General features: G+C 60.8%; 15 protein-coding genes. 9 read left to right on the top strand and 6 right to left on the bottom strand.

Going from position 1 to position 17258, the window contains the following annotated elements; all coding sequences use genetic code 11:
- Positions 1–38: 38 nt before the first annotated feature.
- Positions 39–3014: an amino acid adenylation domain-containing protein gene (locus LVW35_RS16190; RefSeq protein ID WP_233891086.1), complete on the top strand. Its 2976-nt coding sequence runs from the start codon at positions 39–41 to the stop codon at positions 3012–3014.
- A gap of 74 nt (positions 3015–3088) precedes the next feature.
- Here the strand turns inward: LVW35_RS16190 and LVW35_RS16185 are convergent, their stop codons facing one another.
- Genes LVW35_RS16185 through LVW35_RS16170 form a run of 4 tightly spaced genes read right to left on the bottom strand, consistent with a single transcriptional unit; the run spans position 3089 to position 6550 of the window.
- Positions 3089–4357 (bottom strand): NAD(P)/FAD-dependent oxidoreductase, encoded by a 1269-nt coding sequence (locus tag LVW35_RS16185; RefSeq protein ID WP_233891085.1) that lies wholly within the window; start codon positions 4355–4357, stop codon positions 3089–3091.
- Positions 4354–5106, bottom strand: coding sequence for an amino acid ABC transporter ATP-binding protein (locus LVW35_RS16180; RefSeq protein WP_233891084.1), 753 nt, complete (start codon positions 5104–5106; stop codon positions 4354–4356). Before LVW35_RS16180 ends, LVW35_RS16185 begins: the two co-directional genes overlap by 4 nt.
- Positions 5103–5771: an amino acid ABC transporter permease gene (locus tag LVW35_RS16175; protein WP_034106261.1), complete on the bottom strand. Its 669-nt coding sequence runs from the start codon at positions 5769–5771 to the stop codon at positions 5103–5105. Before LVW35_RS16175 ends, LVW35_RS16180 begins: the two co-directional genes overlap by 4 nt.
- Positions 5768–6550: an ABC transporter substrate-binding protein gene (locus LVW35_RS16170; protein ID WP_233891083.1), complete on the bottom strand. Its 783-nt coding sequence runs from the start codon at positions 6548–6550 to the stop codon at positions 5768–5770. Before LVW35_RS16170 ends, LVW35_RS16175 begins: the two co-directional genes overlap by 4 nt.
- A gap of 215 nt (positions 6551–6765) precedes the next feature.
- Between LVW35_RS16170 and LVW35_RS16165 the strand changes: the two genes are divergently transcribed.
- On the top strand, positions 6766–7545 hold the full coding sequence (locus tag LVW35_RS16165) for an IclR family transcriptional regulator (protein ID WP_233891082.1): 780 nt from the start codon (positions 6766–6768) through the stop codon (positions 7543–7545).
- 193 nt (positions 7546–7738) lie between these two features.
- On the opposite strand, the gene LVW35_RS16160 is transcribed toward LVW35_RS16165, so the two are convergent.
- The gene (locus tag LVW35_RS16160) at positions 7739–8983 is read right to left on the bottom strand and encodes a saccharopine dehydrogenase family protein (protein WP_233891081.1); all 1245 of its coding nucleotides are present in this window, start codon (positions 8981–8983) and stop codon (positions 7739–7741) included.
- Between the two features lie 28 nt (positions 8984–9011).
- Complete coding sequence (locus tag LVW35_RS16155; protein WP_233891080.1) at positions 9012–10109, bottom strand: carboxynorspermidine decarboxylase; 1098 nt, start codon at positions 10107–10109, stop codon at positions 9012–9014.
- 267 nt (positions 10110–10376) lie between these two features.
- Here LVW35_RS16155 and LVW35_RS16150 point away from each other — a divergent pair, with 267 nt between their 5' ends.
- Genes LVW35_RS16150 through LVW35_RS16120 form a run of 7 tightly spaced genes read left to right on the top strand, consistent with a single transcriptional unit; the run spans position 10377 to position 17192 of the window.
- Entirely contained in the window at positions 10377–11396 is a 1020-nt protein-coding gene (locus LVW35_RS16150) for a LacI family DNA-binding transcriptional regulator (protein WP_233891079.1), read from the top strand.
- On the top strand, positions 11380–12384 hold the full coding sequence (locus tag LVW35_RS16145; protein ID WP_233891078.1) for an ABC transporter substrate-binding protein: 1005 nt from the start codon (positions 11380–11382) through the stop codon (positions 12382–12384). The genes LVW35_RS16150 and LVW35_RS16145 overlap by 17 nt, the downstream gene beginning before the upstream one ends.
- Positions 12385–13203 carry an ABC transporter permease gene (locus LVW35_RS16140; RefSeq protein WP_233891077.1) on the top strand — a complete coding sequence of 273 codons (819 nt, stop codon included), beginning with the start codon at positions 12385–12387 and terminating at the stop codon, positions 13201–13203.
- Positions 13200–13994, top strand: a complete 795-nt coding sequence (locus LVW35_RS16135; protein ID WP_233891076.1) for an ABC transporter permease — start codon at positions 13200–13202, stop codon at positions 13992–13994. Before LVW35_RS16140 ends, LVW35_RS16135 begins: the two co-directional genes overlap by 4 nt.
- Complete coding sequence (locus LVW35_RS16130; RefSeq protein WP_233891075.1) at positions 13991–15022, top strand: ABC transporter ATP-binding protein; 1032 nt, start codon at positions 13991–13993, stop codon at positions 15020–15022. Before LVW35_RS16135 ends, LVW35_RS16130 begins: the two co-directional genes overlap by 4 nt.
- 9 nt (positions 15023–15031) lie before the next feature.
- Complete coding sequence (locus LVW35_RS16125) at positions 15032–15865, top strand: phosphodiesterase (protein WP_233891074.1); 834 nt, start codon at positions 15032–15034, stop codon at positions 15863–15865.
- 7 nt (positions 15866–15872) lie between these two features.
- Positions 15873–17192: an OprD family porin gene (locus LVW35_RS16120; RefSeq protein WP_233891073.1), complete on the top strand. Its 1320-nt coding sequence runs from the start codon at positions 15873–15875 to the stop codon at positions 17190–17192.
- Positions 17193–17258 lie beyond the last annotated feature (66 nt).

The raw sequence follows: 17258 nt of genomic DNA, 5'->3' as shown, positions 1-17258 counted from the left end.
TGCGTTGGCAAGGAGGTATCAAGCAGGAGGAACCTGAGATGTCACCCCGTACGGTGCTGAGCGCGTTTAACCAGCAGGTCGCCATCAACCCCCAGCGTCTGGCGGTGGTGGGGCTGGACCAGCAGCTCACCTATGCTGAACTTGACCGTCAGAGCAGCATAGTCGCTGCACAGTTACAGGCGCGAAACGTGGGGTCCGGCGACTTGGTGCTGGTGCAGGCCGAGCGCTCAGTGGCATTGATTGTCGCGCTGTTGTCCGTGCTCAAGACCGGGGCCGCGTACGTGCCACTTGATCGCGGTCTGCCGCAAAACCGCAAGGACTATATCGCTCGGCAATGTGCTGCGTCCCTGGTGCTTTGCACTCAGCCCGATGATCAGGCATCGCTGCCCTGTTGTGAGCAGGCCACGATCAGTGAACTGTTGGCGGTGCCGCAAGCCACGCTGTTCCATCCCGTCGAGGTGGGGCCGCGCGACGTGATGTATGTGATTTTCACCTCCGGGACGACCGGCAATCCAAAAGGTGTCGTCATCGAACATCGCTCGGTGATCGAATTGTTGCTGGTGCACAACGCCAACCTGCGTATCAACGCATTCAGCCGCTCCACGTTGATGGCCGCAGTAGGGTTCGACCTGAGCCAGGCCGAGATCTGGTCCAACCTGATCGCAGGCGCATGCCTTTTCGTGGTTGATGAAGCGTCTGCGCTGGACGCTGGGACGTTCCTCGCGTTTTGCGTGACCCATCACATCACGCATGCGTTTGTGCCAACGTTAAGAATCTATGACGTGGTCAATGCCCCACAGCCGGACGGCTTGAAACTCGAATTTATCTACACCTGCGGGGAGAAGCTGCATCCGATCGAGGTGGAGCATTTACCTTATCGGTTGGTGGATTGCTATGGCCCCACAGAAACGACGATTTTCGTGACGTCGCACGTGGTGCAGAGCAAGCGGTTGAAGCGGCCGGACACCATTGGGTTGCCCATCGGCGCCTGTAGGGTGTACATCCTCGACGAACACCAAGAGACCGTCCCGGCAGGAGAGGCGGGGGAGTTGTGCATCGGCGGCCATTGCCTGGCCCGAGGCTATCTTGGGGCGAATGAGCTGACCGCACAACGTTTCATTCATTCCCAATCCCTTGGTTGCCGCCTGTATCGAAGTGGCGACCAGGCACGAATCCTGAGCGATGGCCGTATTCAGTTCCTGGGGCGACTCGATGGGCAGGTCAAGATACGGGGCTACCGCGTCGAGCTGGGCGAGGTTGAAGCACGCCTGCTCAAGGAGCCCAACATTCAAAGCGCCGCAGTGGTGGTCGTCGACGAGGGCACGCAGGCGCAAAAGCGACTGGTGGCATTTGTCGTGTCCAGCGGTCGAACGTTGCATCCGATGCAGCTGTCTGCCAACCTGCGCCGCAGCCTGGAGGCCGATCTGCCGGATTACATGATTCCCTTCGAGTACCACCGCCTCGAGGTGTTGCCGAGCAATGCCAATGGCAAGACGGATAAGGTCGCCCTGCTTGAAGGATTGAAGCGCCAGAAGCCCGAGGCCCTGACCGTTGAGCGATTCACTGATGAGTATCAGCTCGAGGTGGCACAGGCTTGGGTCGAGTTGTTGGGGTACGCGGAATTTTCACCGGACGACAGTTTTCATGAAGTGGGTGGCCACTCATTGCGTGTGGCTCAAATGGCCCATCTGCTGACGTCACGTTTTGGCCTTGCGGTGTCGGTCCGCGACATCTATGAGCATGGCGTGCTCAAAGACTTGGCCGCCGAATTGAGGCGCCGTGCAGAGGAGGGTGGAGCAGGAGGCAACCAACCGGAAAGTGACTTTGAAACGGATGTGTACCTGGACCCAGGCACGGAATTCACAGGACACTTTGACGAAGCCCAACTGCGTCATCCCAAGCACACCCTGCTGACCGGCGCGACAGGGTTTGTCGGGATCCATTTATTGAAGGAGTTGCTGGAAACCAGCACGGCCTGTATTCACTGCCCGATCCGTTGCGAGCATCCGGCGGCCGGCCTGGCGCGGCTCCAGCAGATCAGCGAGCGTTATCAGGTCGAGATCTCGCATCAGGACTGGGCGCGCGTCCGGGTTTACGTCAGCGACCTGGCCCACGCCCATATGGGGCTTGACCCTGCGGCGTATGCGCAGCTCTGCGAGCTGATCGACTTGGTGGTGCATTCGGCCAGCGCCGTCAATTTCATCCGGCACTATTCGCACATGAGGACTGATAACGTCGAGGGCTTGAGGCGTATCCTGCGTTTTTGCGCGATGGGTAAGACCAAGGCCTTGATGCTGATGTCGACTATCTCGATCTACAGTTGGGGGCACCGTTACACCCATAAGCGCCGTGTGTTCGAGGGGGATTCCATCGATGAGAACCTGCCAGCCATCAGGCGCGACCTGGGCTATGTGCAAAGCAAATGGGTGATGGAAAAGATCGCTGATCTGGCGGCCGACAAAGGCCTGCCACTGATGACGTTCCGCCTGGGATACGCGACTTGCCACAGTCGCACCGGGGTTTGTGCCGAGTATCAGTGGTGGGGTCGGTTTATCAGAACCTGCCTTGAAACAGGCGCAGTGCCGGACCTGCATAAAATGCGCGAGGGCCTGACCACCGTCGACTATATGACCCGCGCCGTGGCTCACATTGTCCGTCAACCTGCGGCACTGGGCCAGAAATTCAATCTGTGCCAGACGAGCCGTACCGATCTGGATCTCCAACAGTTCTGCGCACGGGTTGGTCGTTATTACGGACGACGCTTGGCGGTCGTCCCCTATAAGCAGTGGGTGGCGCTGTGGGAGCATGACCTGGACGCACTGCTTTACCCGCTACTCGGGATGTTCAAGGATGATATGCATAACGGCGAAACCATCCTCGAACTCTACCAGCACAATTACGCTTGGGACCGCACCAACACCCGCATGTTTTTACGGGGCAGCGGTATTCGCGAATCCGAATTTTCCGGTGAGGTGTTAGCGCGCTACCTGAATCGGCTGCAGCGCAAGGCCTGAAATACAAACAGTCCCCACGCTCCGAGTGGGCATGCCGCCCACGGGGGACTGTAGTGAGCGGGCTCGTCACGTTGTCAGCTCACATTGAGCCGATCCAGCAAGCTATACCACGCCACCCCCGCGCCGATGTAGAAGCGCTGCAACCCATGCATCGGCAAGCGCTGCAACGGCGTTACCGGGTAGGCGAACTCGGCGCTGCTGTCGCACAACCGCCCAGCCAATTGCTGGCCCAGGCTGGTACACAGTGCGATCCCACGGCCATTGCAGCCCAGCGCCAACGTGAGTCCCGGTGCCGGTTCGTGGACATGGGGCATGAAGTCCCGGGTGATCGCAATGCGCCCGGCCCAGCGATACTCGAATTCCAATGGCCCCAACTGTGGAAACAGCAACGCCAACGAACGTTCCAAGTGTGCGAAATCCGTGGGCGAAGTAGGATCGTTGAACAGCCCGCGTCCACCCATCAGCAAGCGGCCATGGCTGTCTTTGCGAAAGTACAGCAGCAGCCGTTGCGCGGTTGAAACGGTTTCCTGGCCCGGCAAAATGCTCTCCGCCGCACGCCCGGTCAAAGGCTTGGTCGCGACGATAAAACTGTTGGCCGCCAGGATGCTCTGCGCCATGCCCGGCCACAGGTTGCCGCTGTAGCCGTTGGTCGCCAGTACCACTTGGTCGGCGGTCACCTGCGCACCGGAAGCTGTCTGCAATTGCCAACCGGAACCCTGGCGCTGCAAACCCGTCACCGCGCTGTGCCCATGAATGCGCACACCCGCCGCCAACGCCGCGCCCACCAATCCACGGGCATACGCCAACGGTTGAATCGCCCCGGCGCGACCATCCAGCCAACCGCCGGCAAAGGCCTCACTGCCCATACGCGAAGCCACCGCCGCCGCATCCAGGCGCTGCACCGGCACATCACGCCTGGCCCACTGATCCGCCCGTGCATGTAACCCGTCGACACCTTTTTCGGTGTACGACACCTGCATCCAACCCTTGCGCACCGGCGCGCAATCGATGCGGTGCTTTTCGATGAGCCTGAACACCAGGTCGGCGGAATTCGACACGGCCGAGATCAACGGTTCGGCGCGCTCAGCTCCATACATCTGCACCAGTTGCTCCGGGTCGTATTTGAGCGTCGGGTTGACCTGCCCGCCGTTGCGTCCGGATGCGCCCCAGCCCGGTTCGTTAGCTTCCAGCACACACACGCTGACGCCGCGCTCGGCCAAATGCAGTGCCGTCGACAGGCCGGTATATCCCGCGCCGACAATCGCCACGTCCACCTTCACCGACTCGTTCAACGCAGGCGTCGGCACCACTGAGGGCGCAGTCGCTGACCACAATGACTTCATGACAGGCTCCGCGGATTACCGGTGGGGTGCAGCACGCGCCGCAGGAAGTCCTGGGTACGCGCATGCTGCGGGTTGCCCAGTACCTGTTCGGCGGGCCCGCTTTCCACGATGTAGCCACCATGCAGGAAGCACACGCGGTCGGCCACTTCGCGAGCAAAGCCCATTTCGTGGGTGACCACGATCATGGTCATGCCTTCGTCAGCGAGGGTACGCATCACCGCCAGTACGTCGCCCACCAGTTCCGGGTCGAGGGCGGAGGTGGGTTCGTCAAACAGCATGGCTTCAGGTTTCATCGCCAGGGCGCGGGCGATGGCCACGCGTTGTTGCTGGCCGCCGGAGAGTTGCTCCGGGTACGCATCGGCCTTAGCGCTCAGCCCGACTTTTTCCAGCAACACCAGGGCTTCTTCGCGAGCCCGCTTGGGCGGCTCGCCCTTGACATACACCGGGCCTTCCATAACGTTTTCCAGCACGGTGCGATGGGGAAACAGGTTGAAGCGCTGGAACACCATGCCCATGCGGCTGCGCAGGGCGTGCACGGTCTTGCTTCCGCGCTGCACGGTTTCGCCGAACACGTGGATGTGTCCGCCGTCATAGGCCTCCAGCGCGTTGATGCAGCGCAGCAGGGTGGATTTGCCCGAGCCCGAGGGGCCGATCAGGCACACCACTTCACCCTTGGCCACGTCCAGGTCGACACCGTGCAGCACGCGGTGGCTGCCGTAGTGTTTTTGCAGTTGGCGAATCTCGATCATGCTTTTTTCCTCCGGCCCAGGTGCTGTTCCATGCGACGCAGGCCATACACCAGCGGCAGGCTCATCAGCAGGTAGAGCAGGGCGACCAGGGTGTAGACGGTCATGTTCTGGAAGGTCGACGAGGCAATGAGTTGGCCCTGGCGGGTCATTTCGGCCACGGTGATGGTCGATACCAGGGACGAATCCTTGAGCATCATCACCAGGGTGTTGCCATAGGGCGGCAGGGCGATGCGAAACGCCTGCGGCAGGATCACCCGGCGCATCATCAGTGCCGAGCGCATGCCCAAGGCTTCGGCGGCCTCGCGCTGACCTTGTTCCACGGCAATGATGCCGGTGCGGAAATTCTCGGCCTGGTACGCCGAATAGGCGATGCCCATGCCGATCACGCCCGCGTAGAACGCAGTGAGGTGCACGCCCATGTCGGGCAACACGAAGTAGATGTAGAACAACTGCACGATGATCGGCAGTCCACGAATCACGTTGATGATGGTGCTCGCCGTCCACGACAGCGCACGAATCGGCGACAGCTTGAGCAGCGCCAGCACCAGGCCGATGGCACTGCTGAGCAGGAACGACAGCACGGTGATCTGGATCGTCACCCACGCGCCTTGCAGTAAAATCGGCAGGAAGTCCTGGGCGTTTTGCAGGAACTCAGCCGGGTTCATGGGCGCACCTGGGTATCAAGTCCCCACTTCTTGAGGATACTGTCGAGGGTGCCGTCCGCCTTGATGCTGGCGATGGCGATGTTCAGGCGTTCGAGGGTCTGTGCGTCGCCCTTGCGCACCACCAGGCACACTTCGCCGACGTTGGTGGGCTTGTAGTCCGGGGCGAGTTTCACGCCTTTGAACAGCTTCTGGCGGATCTGGTAGGCCACCACCGGCTGGTCGCCCACGGCGGCCTTGATGCGGCCCAGGGACAGGTCACGGACCATCTCGCCGATGGAGTCGTAGGTGCGGATCTCCTTGAAGATCCCGAGCTTGTTCAACTGGTCGTAGAAGATGGTACCGGCCTGTACGCCGACCACCTGGTCCTTGAGGGGCGTGAGATCGGGGTAGGCCGCGTTGTCGTCGGCGTTGATGATCAGGCCTTCACCGTAGGCATACACGGGAGCGCTGAAGTCGACGACCTTGGTGCGCTCTTCGGTCTTGAGCATGCCGGCGGAAATGAAGTCGAGCTTGCCGGAAGTAAGGGAGGGGATCAGCGCAGCGAAGTTGGTTTGCTCGATCTGGCTGGTGAAACCGCTGGCCTTGCCCACGGCCTCGGCCACGTCGACCATCACGCCCTGGATGCTGTTGCTCTTGATATCGAGGAAGGTAAACGGCGAGCCACTGGCGGTTGCACCGACTTTGTACGAGGACGCACTTTCAGCGTGCACGGCGCTGACACAGAAGGTTGCGCAGAGACCAAAGGCAAGGCGGCGAAACAAGGGCGAAAGACTGTTCATCGGGTTACTCCAGAAGGAAAACGGAAAGTCAGTACCGCAAGCGGCTGCCGATGAAATCGCAAGCTCTGTGCCATTTCGATTAGTAGAAATCGTATATCGGTATAGAAAATCGAAAAAATAAATAATTCGTATCGATATGCGATATTAAGTGGTCTGTTTTTGTGATTTGAGGTAGAAATATCGCCACGCCTGATCGACCTGACCGTGAGTCCGCCATGTCCGAAGAACGCAACAGTCTGCACAACCAATCCCTGGAAAAAGGCCTGTCGGTGCTCAAGGCATTCAGCGCCCAGCGCCGCAGCATGAGCCTTGCAGAGGTGGCCGAGGCCGCCGGCATGACCAAAAGCTCGGCCCAGCGCATGGTGTTTACCTTAGAAAGCCTGGGTTACCTTCGGAAACACTCCCGCACACGGCATTACCAACTCACACCTCGGGTGCTGGAGTTGGGCTTCAGTTACCTGGATGCGCATTCGTTGATCGAGGTGGCCAATCCGTTTTTGTCGGAGCTGACGCGACTGACCGGCGAGACGTCGTGCCTCACCGAGCCGGCGGGATATGACATGACCTATATTGCGCGGTTCGTCAGCTCAGGATTCGTGCCCGTGCACATGCCGATCGGCTCGCGGGTGCCGATGTATTGCACGGCGTCGGGGCGCGCGTATTTGAGTGCGTTGCCGCAGGAGGAGGCGTTGGTGTTGATCGAGAACAGTCAGCGCATTGCGCACACCAGCCAGACATTGACTGAGGTCGACAAGATCCTGGAGTCGCTGCAACAGGTGCGCGAACAGGGTTATGCAGTGAACGGCCAGGAGCTGTTCCTGGGCGACATGACCATCGGCGCGCCGGTACTGGGCGCCAACGGCAGGCCGGTGGCGGCGGTGCATGTGGTGGCGCCGACCAGTCGGTGGAGCAGGGCGGATGCGCAGAAGCAACTGGCGCCGGCGTTGTTGCAATGTTCAAGGGCATTGAGTAATTCAGCCCGGAACCTGGAGTAACAGACGCAGGCAGTCAAAGTGTGTGAGCTTGCTCGCGAAAGCGGTGTATCAATATCGGATAGGTTGACTGACACATTGCATTCGCGAGCAAGCCCGCTCCCACATTTGGATCTTCACTGTCATGGGAATTCTATTTATCCAAACAAACAATGCGCCCAGGGGGCGCATTGTTTTTCGGCCAGCTATCGCCTGATCAGGCAATCGTATCCCAAGCCCGATCACCGTTCTCGTCCTTAATCCGAGTCGGCAACCCCATCACGTCCAGCGCCTTCAGGAACGGCTCAGCCGGCAGTTCCTCGACGTTGGCCATGTGCTTCACATCCCACTCGCCTCGGGCGACCAGCAGCGCAGCGGCCACCGGTGGCACGCCAGCAGTGTAGGAGATGCCCTGGCTGTCGGTTTCGGCAAAGGCTTCTTCATGGCACGCCACGTTGTAGATGAACATCTCGTGGGGCTGGCCATTCCTGGTGCCTTTGACCAGGTCGCCGATGCAGGTCTTGCCGGTGTAGCCAGGCGCGAGCGAAGACGGGTCGGGCAGCACGGCCTTGACCAGTTTCAACGGCACGACTTCCAGGCCTTCGGCGGTGGTGACCGGTTTTTCGGAGAGCAGGCCGAGGTTTTTCAGCACGGTGAACACATTGATGTAGTGTTCGCCGAAGCTCATCCAGAAACGCACGTTGGGCACGTCGAGGTTTTTCGACAGCGAGTGCACTTCATCGTGGCCGGTGAGGTAGAGGTTCTGCGAACCGACGACCGGCAGGTCATCGGTGCGTTTGACTTCGAACATGGTGTTGCTGGTCCACTGACTGTTCTGCCAGCTCCACACCTGTCCGGTGAACTCGCGGAAGTTGATTTCCGGGTCGAAATTGGTGGCGAAGTACTTGCCATGGGAGCCGGCATTGACGTCGAGGATGTCGATCGAATCAATGCGGTCGAAATGCTGTTGCTGCGCCAGCGCGGCGTACGCGTTGACGACACCCGGGTCGAAGCCCACGCCAAGGATGGCGGTGATGTTCTTCTGTTTGCACTCTTCCAGGTGGTTCCATTCGTAGTTGCCGTACCACGGCGGGGTCTCGCAGACCTTGCCCGGCTCTTCGTGGATGGCGGTGTCGAGGTACGCAACGCCCGTGTCGATGCAGGCACGCAGTACCGACATGTTGAGGAACGCGGAACCCACGTTGATGACGATCTGCGATTCGGTCTCGCGGATCAGGGCCTTGGTCGCTTCCACGTCCAGGGCGTTCAGCGCGAAGGCTTGGATGTCGGCGGGAACCTTGAGGCTACCCTTGGCCTTGACGCTGTCGATGATGGCCTGGCATTTGGAGATGTTGCGCGACGCGATAGCAATACGACCGAGTTCGTCGTTGTGCTGCGCGCACTTGTGGGCCACCACCTTGGCGACACCTCCTGCACCAATGATAAGAACGTTCTTTTTCAATTGCTTTATCTCTCCTTTATCCGCCAGCTCAGGAAAGGCTGGACAGGTAGTCGTCGTAACCAAATTCACGAACCACCTCGACTGTACCGTCGAGTTGTTTCACTACGATGGACGGCATTTTCAGGCCGTTGAACCAGTTTTTCTTGACCATGGTGTAGCCTGCGGTGTCGATGAACGACAGCCGATCGCCGATGGTCAGCGGACGATCAAATTGATACTCGCCGAAAATGTCCCCGGCCAGGCAGGATTTGCCACACACCATGTAGGTGTGTTCGCCCTCGCTCGGTGCCAGCTTGGCATTGAGGCGATAGATCAGCAGGTCCAGCAGGTGGGCTTCAATGGAGCTGTCCACTACGGCGAGGTTCTTGCCGTTGTAGAGGGTGTCGAGCACGGTGACTTCCAGCGAGGCGCTGTTGGTGATCGCCGCTTCGCCGGGTTCCAGGTACACCTGCACACCGTACTTTTCGGAGAACGCCTTCAAGCGCGCGCAGAACGCATCCACGGCATAGTCTTCACCGGTGAAATGGATGCCGCCGCCGAGGCTGACCCACTCGACTTTGTGTAGCAGCGCACCGAAGCGTTCTTCGATGGTGCCGAGCATCTTGTCGAACAGGCTGAAATCGCCGTTCTCGCAGTTGTTGTGGAACATGAAACCGGAGATCTGCTCGATCACGCCTTCGATCTTCACCGGGTCCCATTCGCCCAAACGGCTGAACGGACGCGCCGGGTCGGCCAGCAGGTAGTCGGAACTGCTCACCTGTGGGTTGACGCGCAGGCCACGGGTCTTGCCTTCGGAGCGCTCAGCAAAACGCTGCAGTTGGCTGATCGAGTTGAAGATGATCTTGTCGCAGTTATCCAGCATCTCTTCGATTTCATCGTCGGCCCAGGCCACGCTGTAGGCGTGCGCCTCGCCTTCGAACTTCTGGCGACCGAGCTTGAGCTCATACAGCGACGACGAGGTGGTGCCGTCCATGTATTGCTGCATCAGGTCGAACACCGACCAGGTGGCAAAGCACTTGAGCGCCAGCAGAGCCTTGGCGCCGGACTGTTCGCGCACGTAAGCAATCTTCTGCATGTTGACCAGAAGCTTCTGTTTATCGATGAGGTAGTACGGCGTTTTGATCATTTTTGAGAGCCTGCGGCGGTGCCTGCCAAAAAAGGACACGCATTGTGCCCGCACTTGGATCAGATCGAAAGGTTAGTGGGCGGATTTTGCTGCCCTTGGTTTTTAAGGATACCTGCAGTGTATGACTATCTATAGGCATACCTCGGCTCGGTGTGTCTCTGGGTGAAAGGACGCTGACTGCCATCAAACGGTCATCTCTTTACCGCCGAACTGCCACATTCCCCCGCTACTGTCCTCGCCAATGAGATCGATCTCAAGCGAGTGACAATGACTGATCTGAAAGATGTAGCCCGGCTGGCGGGCGTATCCCGTGCCACCGCCGCCCGCACTTTTGCTTCCCCTGATCAGGTGCGACCGACCACCCGTGAGCAGGTGTTCGCTGCCGCCCGTGAGCTGGGTTTTCGCCCCAATCTGCTGGGCCGTCAACTGCGCCTGCAAACTACCCAATTGATTGGCGTGGTGGTGCCTAACCTGCTCAATCCGGTGTTTGCCGAGCAGTTCCAGGCCATGGAGCGGGCCGCTCGGGCGCGGGGCTACAGCCTGCTGCTGGCGACCACCGACTACAGCAGCGAACGCGAGTGCATTGTGGTGGAAGAACTGCTGCGCCAACGTGTCGACGGCCTGGTGCTGACGGTCACCGATGCCGAAAGCAACAGCGTGCTCAGCAGCTTGAATACCGAGCAAACCCCGTTTGTGCTGGCCTACCACCAACCGAGCAATCCCAACTACAGCGCCGTGTCGGTGGACAACCGCGCCGGCATGGCCTTGGCCACGCGCTACCTGCTGGAGGCCGGCCACCGGCGCATCAGCATGGTCGCCGGCCCTGCGTTGCAGTCCGACCGTGCTCGTCTGCGCTACGCGGGCTACTGCGATGCCATGCAGGACTACGGTCTCAAAGGCCGCCCGGTGATCGAAATGCCGGCCCACACTCAGGCCGAATTCGTCGCCATCGAGGCCGTCCTTCAGGGCCCCGAGGCACCCACTGCTCTGGTGTGCTCCAACGATTTCCTGGCGATCAGCCTGATCGCCGAACTGCGCCGCAACGCCTGGAACGTGCCCGAACAGCTGTCGGTGATGGGCTTCGACGGCATCAGCTTAGGCACCCAGATGCACCCGACCCTGTGCAGCGTGGTGCAGCCCATCGCCTTGCTGGCCAGCACCGTGATTGACCAACTGCTGGCGCAAATCGCCGGCAATGCCCCGACGTCCCATTGCCTGCCTTGCCACATCCGGCCGGGCGACAGTACTCAACCCCACGAGGAAACCCTTGATGCGCGCACTCAGTAAAACCCTGGCAGCCGTGCTGCTGTGCGGTGCGGCCAGCCTGGCCCAGGCCGCCGAAACCGCAATCTGCTACAACTGCCCGCCGGACTGGGCCGACTGGGGCACCCAGCTCAAGGCCATCGCCGCCGGCACCGACGTACAGGTGCCGCTGGACAACAAGAACTCCGGCCAGTCCCTGGCGCAATTGGTGGCGGAAAAAGCCGCACCGGTCGCCGATGTCGTGTACTACGGCGTGACCTTTGGTCTGCAGGCGCAAAAAGCCGAGGTGGTCGACACCTACAAACCCAAGGCCTGGGACCAGATTCCTGCGGGTTTGAAAGACCCGGCCGGCCACTGGTTCGCGATCCACTCCGGCACCTTGGGCATCATGGTCAACGTCGATGCGCTCGGTGGTTTGCCGGTACCGCAAAGCTGGGCGGATCTGCTCAAGCCGGAATACAAAGGCATGGTCGGTTACCTCGACCCGTCCAGTGCTTTCGTCGGTTACGTCTCGGCCGTGGCGATCAACCGCGCCCTGGGCGGTGACCTGGACAACTTCGCGCCGGCCATCGACTACTTCCAGAAGTTGGCGAAGAACGCGCCCATCGTGCCCAAGCAGACTGCCTATGCGCGGGTGCTGTCCGGTGAGTTGCCGATCCTGGTGGACTACGACTTCAACGCCTACCGCGCGCGCTACAAAGACAAAGCCAACGTCGCCTTCGTGATCCCAAAGGAAGGCAGCATCAGCGTGCCCTACGTGATGAGCCTGGTGGCCAACGCACCGCACCGCGCCAATGCGCAAAAGGTCCTCGACTTCGTGCTGTCGGACGAAGGCCAGGCACTCTGGGCCAAGGCCTACTTGCGCCCCGTGCGCCCGATGAAAATGCCGGCGGATGTGGCCACACAGTTCCTGCCCGACAGCGACTATGCCCGTGCCGGTGTGGTGGACTACGAAAAAATGGCTGCTGTGCAGGAAGCCTTCGCCGCCCGTTACCTGAGCGAGGTCAAGTAAGTGGCAGCATCGGCAAGACATGCAGCCTGGGCGCTGGCCCCGGCCTTTGCGGTGCTGCTCGCGTTCTGGCTGCTGCCGCTGGCGCACTTGATGGTGCTCGGCGCCGAGAGCCGCGACAGCAACGGCAGCGGTTACTGGCAAGTGCTCAGCAGCGCGCAGTACCTGGGCAGCCTTGGGCAAACCTTGATCCTGGCGGTGGTGGTGACGCTGGTCGCGTTGGTGATCGGCGGCATCAGCGGCGTGTTCCTCGCCCGGCACCAGTTTTTCGGACGCTCGGCGCTGGTCGCATTGCTCACTTTTCCTTTGGCTTTTCCCGGTGTGGTGGTGGGCTTCCTGGTGATTCTGTTGGCAGGCCGTCAAGGCCTGCTGGCCTCACTGGGCCTGCAACTGGCCGGCGAGCGCTGGATCTTTGCCTACTCGTTGGCGGGGCTGTTCGTGGGCTACCTGTACTTCTCGATTCCACGGGTGATCCTTACCGTAATGGCGGCGTGCGAAAGCCTTGACCGCAGCCTGGAAGAAGCCGCGCATTCCCTGGGCGCCGGGCACTGGCGCGTGGTGTGCGACGTGATCGTGCCGGGCCTGGCACCCGCGTTGGCGTCCTGCGGGGCGATCTGTTTTGCCACGTCCATGGGCGCCTTCGGCACGGCGTTTACCTTGGGCACGCGACTGAATGTCACTCCGGTGGCGATCTACAACGTATTCACCAACTACGCCAACTTTGCCGTCGCCGCTGCGCTGTCAGTGGTGCTGGGCGGGGTGACCTGGGCGGTGTTGCTGCTGACGCGGCGCCTGGTAAAAAACGCGGGGACTGTGCTTTGAAGCGCTCATCGTTGTTTGTGCTGCAACTGCTGTTCACCTTGCTGGTTTGCGCCTTCATGTTGGTGCCGGTGCTGATGTCGTTGCTGGCGGGTTTGACCCGCAACTTCTTCGTCGGTCTGTCCAGTGGCTTGACCTTCGATTGGTTGATCCAGGTGTGGCAGGCCTATTCGCCCACGGTGTGGTTATCGCTGCAATTGGCGCTGGCCTGCGCGGTGTGTGTCTGCGTGATTGGTGTGCCGGCGGCCTACGCCCTGGTGCGGATGAACAACCGCTTCAGCCGCGCCTTCGAAGAGTTGATGGTGCTGCCGGTGGCGATGCCGGGGTTGGCCAGTGCGCTGGCCTTGTTGCTCACCTACGGCCAGTTCGGCAGCTTTCGCAGCAGTTGGTTGTTCATTCTGGTCGGGCATGTGCTGTTCACCTTGCCGTTTTTGGTACGCCCGGTGATGGCGGTGATGCAACGCCAGCAACTGCCGGTGCTGGAAGAGGCGGCTGCCAGTCTGGGTGCAGGTCCCATCAAGCGCTTTTTCAGTGTGGTGGTGCCCAACTGCCGCGCGGGAATCCTGGCCGGCGTGCTGATGGTGGTGACCTTGTCATTGGGTGAATTCAACCTGACCTGGATGCTCCACACGCCGATGACCAAGACCCTGCCCGTGGGCCTGGCCGACAGCTACGCCTCGGCGCGCCTGGAAATCGCCAGCGCCTACACCCTTATCTTTTTGCTGATGATCGTGCCGCTGCTGATTGCGTTGCAGGCCATCAGTGCCCGTTTGTCCCGTGGAGAGCGTCGATGACCGCTATCACTATCCGCCTGCAAGGCTGTCGCAAGGCATTCGCCGACGGCACCGTGGCCGTGCATGACTTGAACCTGACCGTCGAAGGCGGCGAAACCCTGGCGATTCTCGGCCCGTCGGGCTGTGGCAAAACCACCACCTTGCGCCTGATCGCCGGCTTGGAGCGGCCGGATGTGGGTCATGTGTTTTTTGGCGATCAGGACGTAACGCGCTTGCCCATCGAACGCCGCGATGTGGGCATGGTGTTCCAGAACTATGCGTTGTTCCCCAACCTGGATGTGGCGGGGAATATCGGCTACGGCTTGAAAATTCGCGGGATGTCGGTAGTGGAGCGCAACAAGCGCTGTGAAGAGCTATTGGAGCTGGTGGGCTTGCAGCATCACGGCAAGCGCGGCATTCAAGAACTCTCCGGCGGCCAGCGTCAGCGCGTGGCACTTGCCCGCGCTTTGGCACCGCGCCCGAAAGTGCTGTTGCTGGACGAACCTCTGGCGGCCCTTGATGCACAATTGCGCGAGCGCCTGCGCAGCGAACTGAATGACCTGCTGCGCGGCCTCGGCATCACCTCGGTGTTCGTCACCCACGACCAGGGCGAAGCCATGGCCCTGGGCGACCGCATCCTGGTCATGGAACACGGGCGTGTCGCGCAACTGGCCAGCCCGCGTGACATCTACCAGAAACCCGCCAACGCTTTCGTCGCCGGCTTCGTCGGCAACCTCAATGCCTTCGCCGTGATCGCGCCGTCGGCCCATGGCTTGAAAGTCTGCGGCGGCGAGTTGCCGTGGCACGCCGCCGAGTTGCCCAGCACGGTCTATTGCCGCCCTGAACACCTGAAGGTGATGGAGGGTGAAGGGCACTTGCGCGGCCATCTGATGGCGCAGTTTTTCCAGGGCGCACAAAGCCGCCTGCTGGTGGATGTGGGCAGCCCGCAACCGTTGCTGGTCGACAGCAGCGACAACCAGCTGTACGCCGTCGGCGCGCCGATTGCCCTGGCGATTGCGCCGCACATGTTGTTCACCCTGAATGCTTGAGAATCTATTGTGAATCGTCCGTTTCTTGTCGCGCAGATCAGCGACCTGCATCTTAAAGCCGGCCAGCGCCTTACTTATGGGATTGTCGACACACTAGGCGCACTGCGCCGCGCCGTCGACCACCTGAACGCCAGCTACCCGCGCCCCGATATCGTGGTGATCAGCGGTGACCTGGTGGACTTCGGCCGCGCGGATGAATACGCCGTGCTGCACCCTGAACTCGCCCGCCTGCACATGCCGTGCTATCTGGTGCCCGGCAACCACGACAGCCGCGGGCCGTTGCTGCAGGCGTTCCGTGACCACGCGTATTTGCCTTTATCCGCAGAGGGACCATTGGACTGGGTGGTGGACGAGCATCCGCTGCGCCTGATCGGTCTCGACTCCACCATCCCCGGCGGCCACGGCGGCCAGTTGCTCGACAGCCAATTGCAGTGGCTCGACGCGCAATTGTCCCTGCGCCCGCAAGCGCCGACCTTGCTGATCCTGCATCACCCGCCGTTTATCAGCGGCATCGGCCATATGGACCGCGAACCCTTCATCAATGCGGCTGCGCTGGAGCAGGTGGTTGCCCGTCATCCGCAAGTCGAGCGCTTGCTCTGTGGGCATTTGCACCGTCCGATGCAGCGCCGTTTCGGCGGCAGCTTGAGTTGTGTGTGCCCCGGCACCTCCCACCAGATCGTGCTGGATCTACAAGAAGCGGCGCCCGCGCATTTCAACCTGGAGCCGGCGGGCTATCTGTTGCATCGCTGGGAGGCGCAACAGGGTTTGATCAGCCACAACGGCGTATTCGGGGACTACCCGGGGCCGTATCCGTTTTATGACGCCCATGGGTTAATTGACTGAGGTTGTGATGAAAGCCACTTTGAATGTGTTAAGCGTGTTGACCGGCGGCCTGGGCATTGCCCTGAGCCCTTTGGCGTCGGCTGATTTCTTGAGCGACAGCAAAGCCAACTTGAGCCTGCGCAATTTCTACTTCAACAACGACAACCGGGACGGCACCGCCGCACCGTCGAAGACTGAAGAATGGGGCCAGGCGTTTATCCTCAACTACCAGTCGGGCTTCACCGACGGCACCGTGGGGTTCGGTCTCGACGCCATCGGCATGCTCGGTATCACCCTCGACAGCGGCACCGGCCGCCATGTGGGCAGCTCGATGATCCCCACCGATGACGGCAAGGCCGCCGACAACTGGGCCCGAGGCGGCGCCACGGCCAAGGCCCGTTTTGCCAAGAGCGAAGTGCGCTACGGCTACCTGCGGCCGAACCTGCCGATCCTGGTGAGCAACGACGGCCGCCTGTTGCCGCAATCGTTCGAAGGTGGGCAAATCACCAGCAAGGACATCGACAACCTGACCTTGATCGGTGGCCAACTGCAACACACCACCGGCCGTGGCTCCAGCGACCGCAGCGGTCTTGCAGCGGCGGGCGGCACCCAGGAAAGCAACAAGTTCAACTACGCCGGTGCCGATTACCAGGTGACCAAGGACCTGATGGTCCAGTACTACTACGCCAACCTCGAAGACTATTACCAACAACACTTCGCCGGGCTGATCCACGTATTGCCCTTGGGCGACTACGGCTCGGTGAAAACCGACCTGCGCTACTTCAGGACCACCTCCGACGGCAAGAACAGCACCGCTTCGGGCCGTGCTGAAGGTTACAAACTCGGCGGCTATACCAAGAACGGCACGGGTGAAATCGACAACAACACCTGGAGCGCGGCATTCATCTATTCCCTGGGCCCCCACGCGATCACCGCCGGTTACCAGCAGGTCTCGGACGACAGCAACTTCGCGCAGCTCAACCAAGGCGGTCTGGTCAATAAAGGGGAGGGCGGTTCCAGCCTGTACCTCTACACCGACCGTACCGTGCAAACCTTCATCCAGGCCGGCGAACGCACGGCCTTTGCGCAATACGCCTATGACTTCGCGTCACTCGGCGTGCCGGGGTTGAAGGCGTCGGTGATGTACTTGAAGGGTGACCACATCCTCACTGCCAGCGGCAACGATGCCAGTGAATGGGAGCGCGACATCTCGCTGGATTACGTGGTACAGAGCGGCACCTTCAAGAACGTCGGCTTCGGCTGGCGCAATGGCGTGTCGCGAAGTGAAGTGGCGCGGGACCAGGATCAGAATCGGGTGTTTGTGAATTACTCGATTCCGTTGATGTAAGACCTGTACCGGAGCGAGCTTCCTGTGGAGAGGGAGCTTGCTCCCGCTGGGATGTGCAGCATCCCC

This window comes from Pseudomonas sp. HN11 (genome assembly GCF_021390155.1).
Lineage (GTDB): Bacteria > Pseudomonadota > Gammaproteobacteria > Pseudomonadales > Pseudomonadaceae > Aquipseudomonas.
The sequence above is the reverse complement of the archived record's forward strand: the minus strand, read 5'-3'. Positions and strand labels throughout refer to the sequence as shown.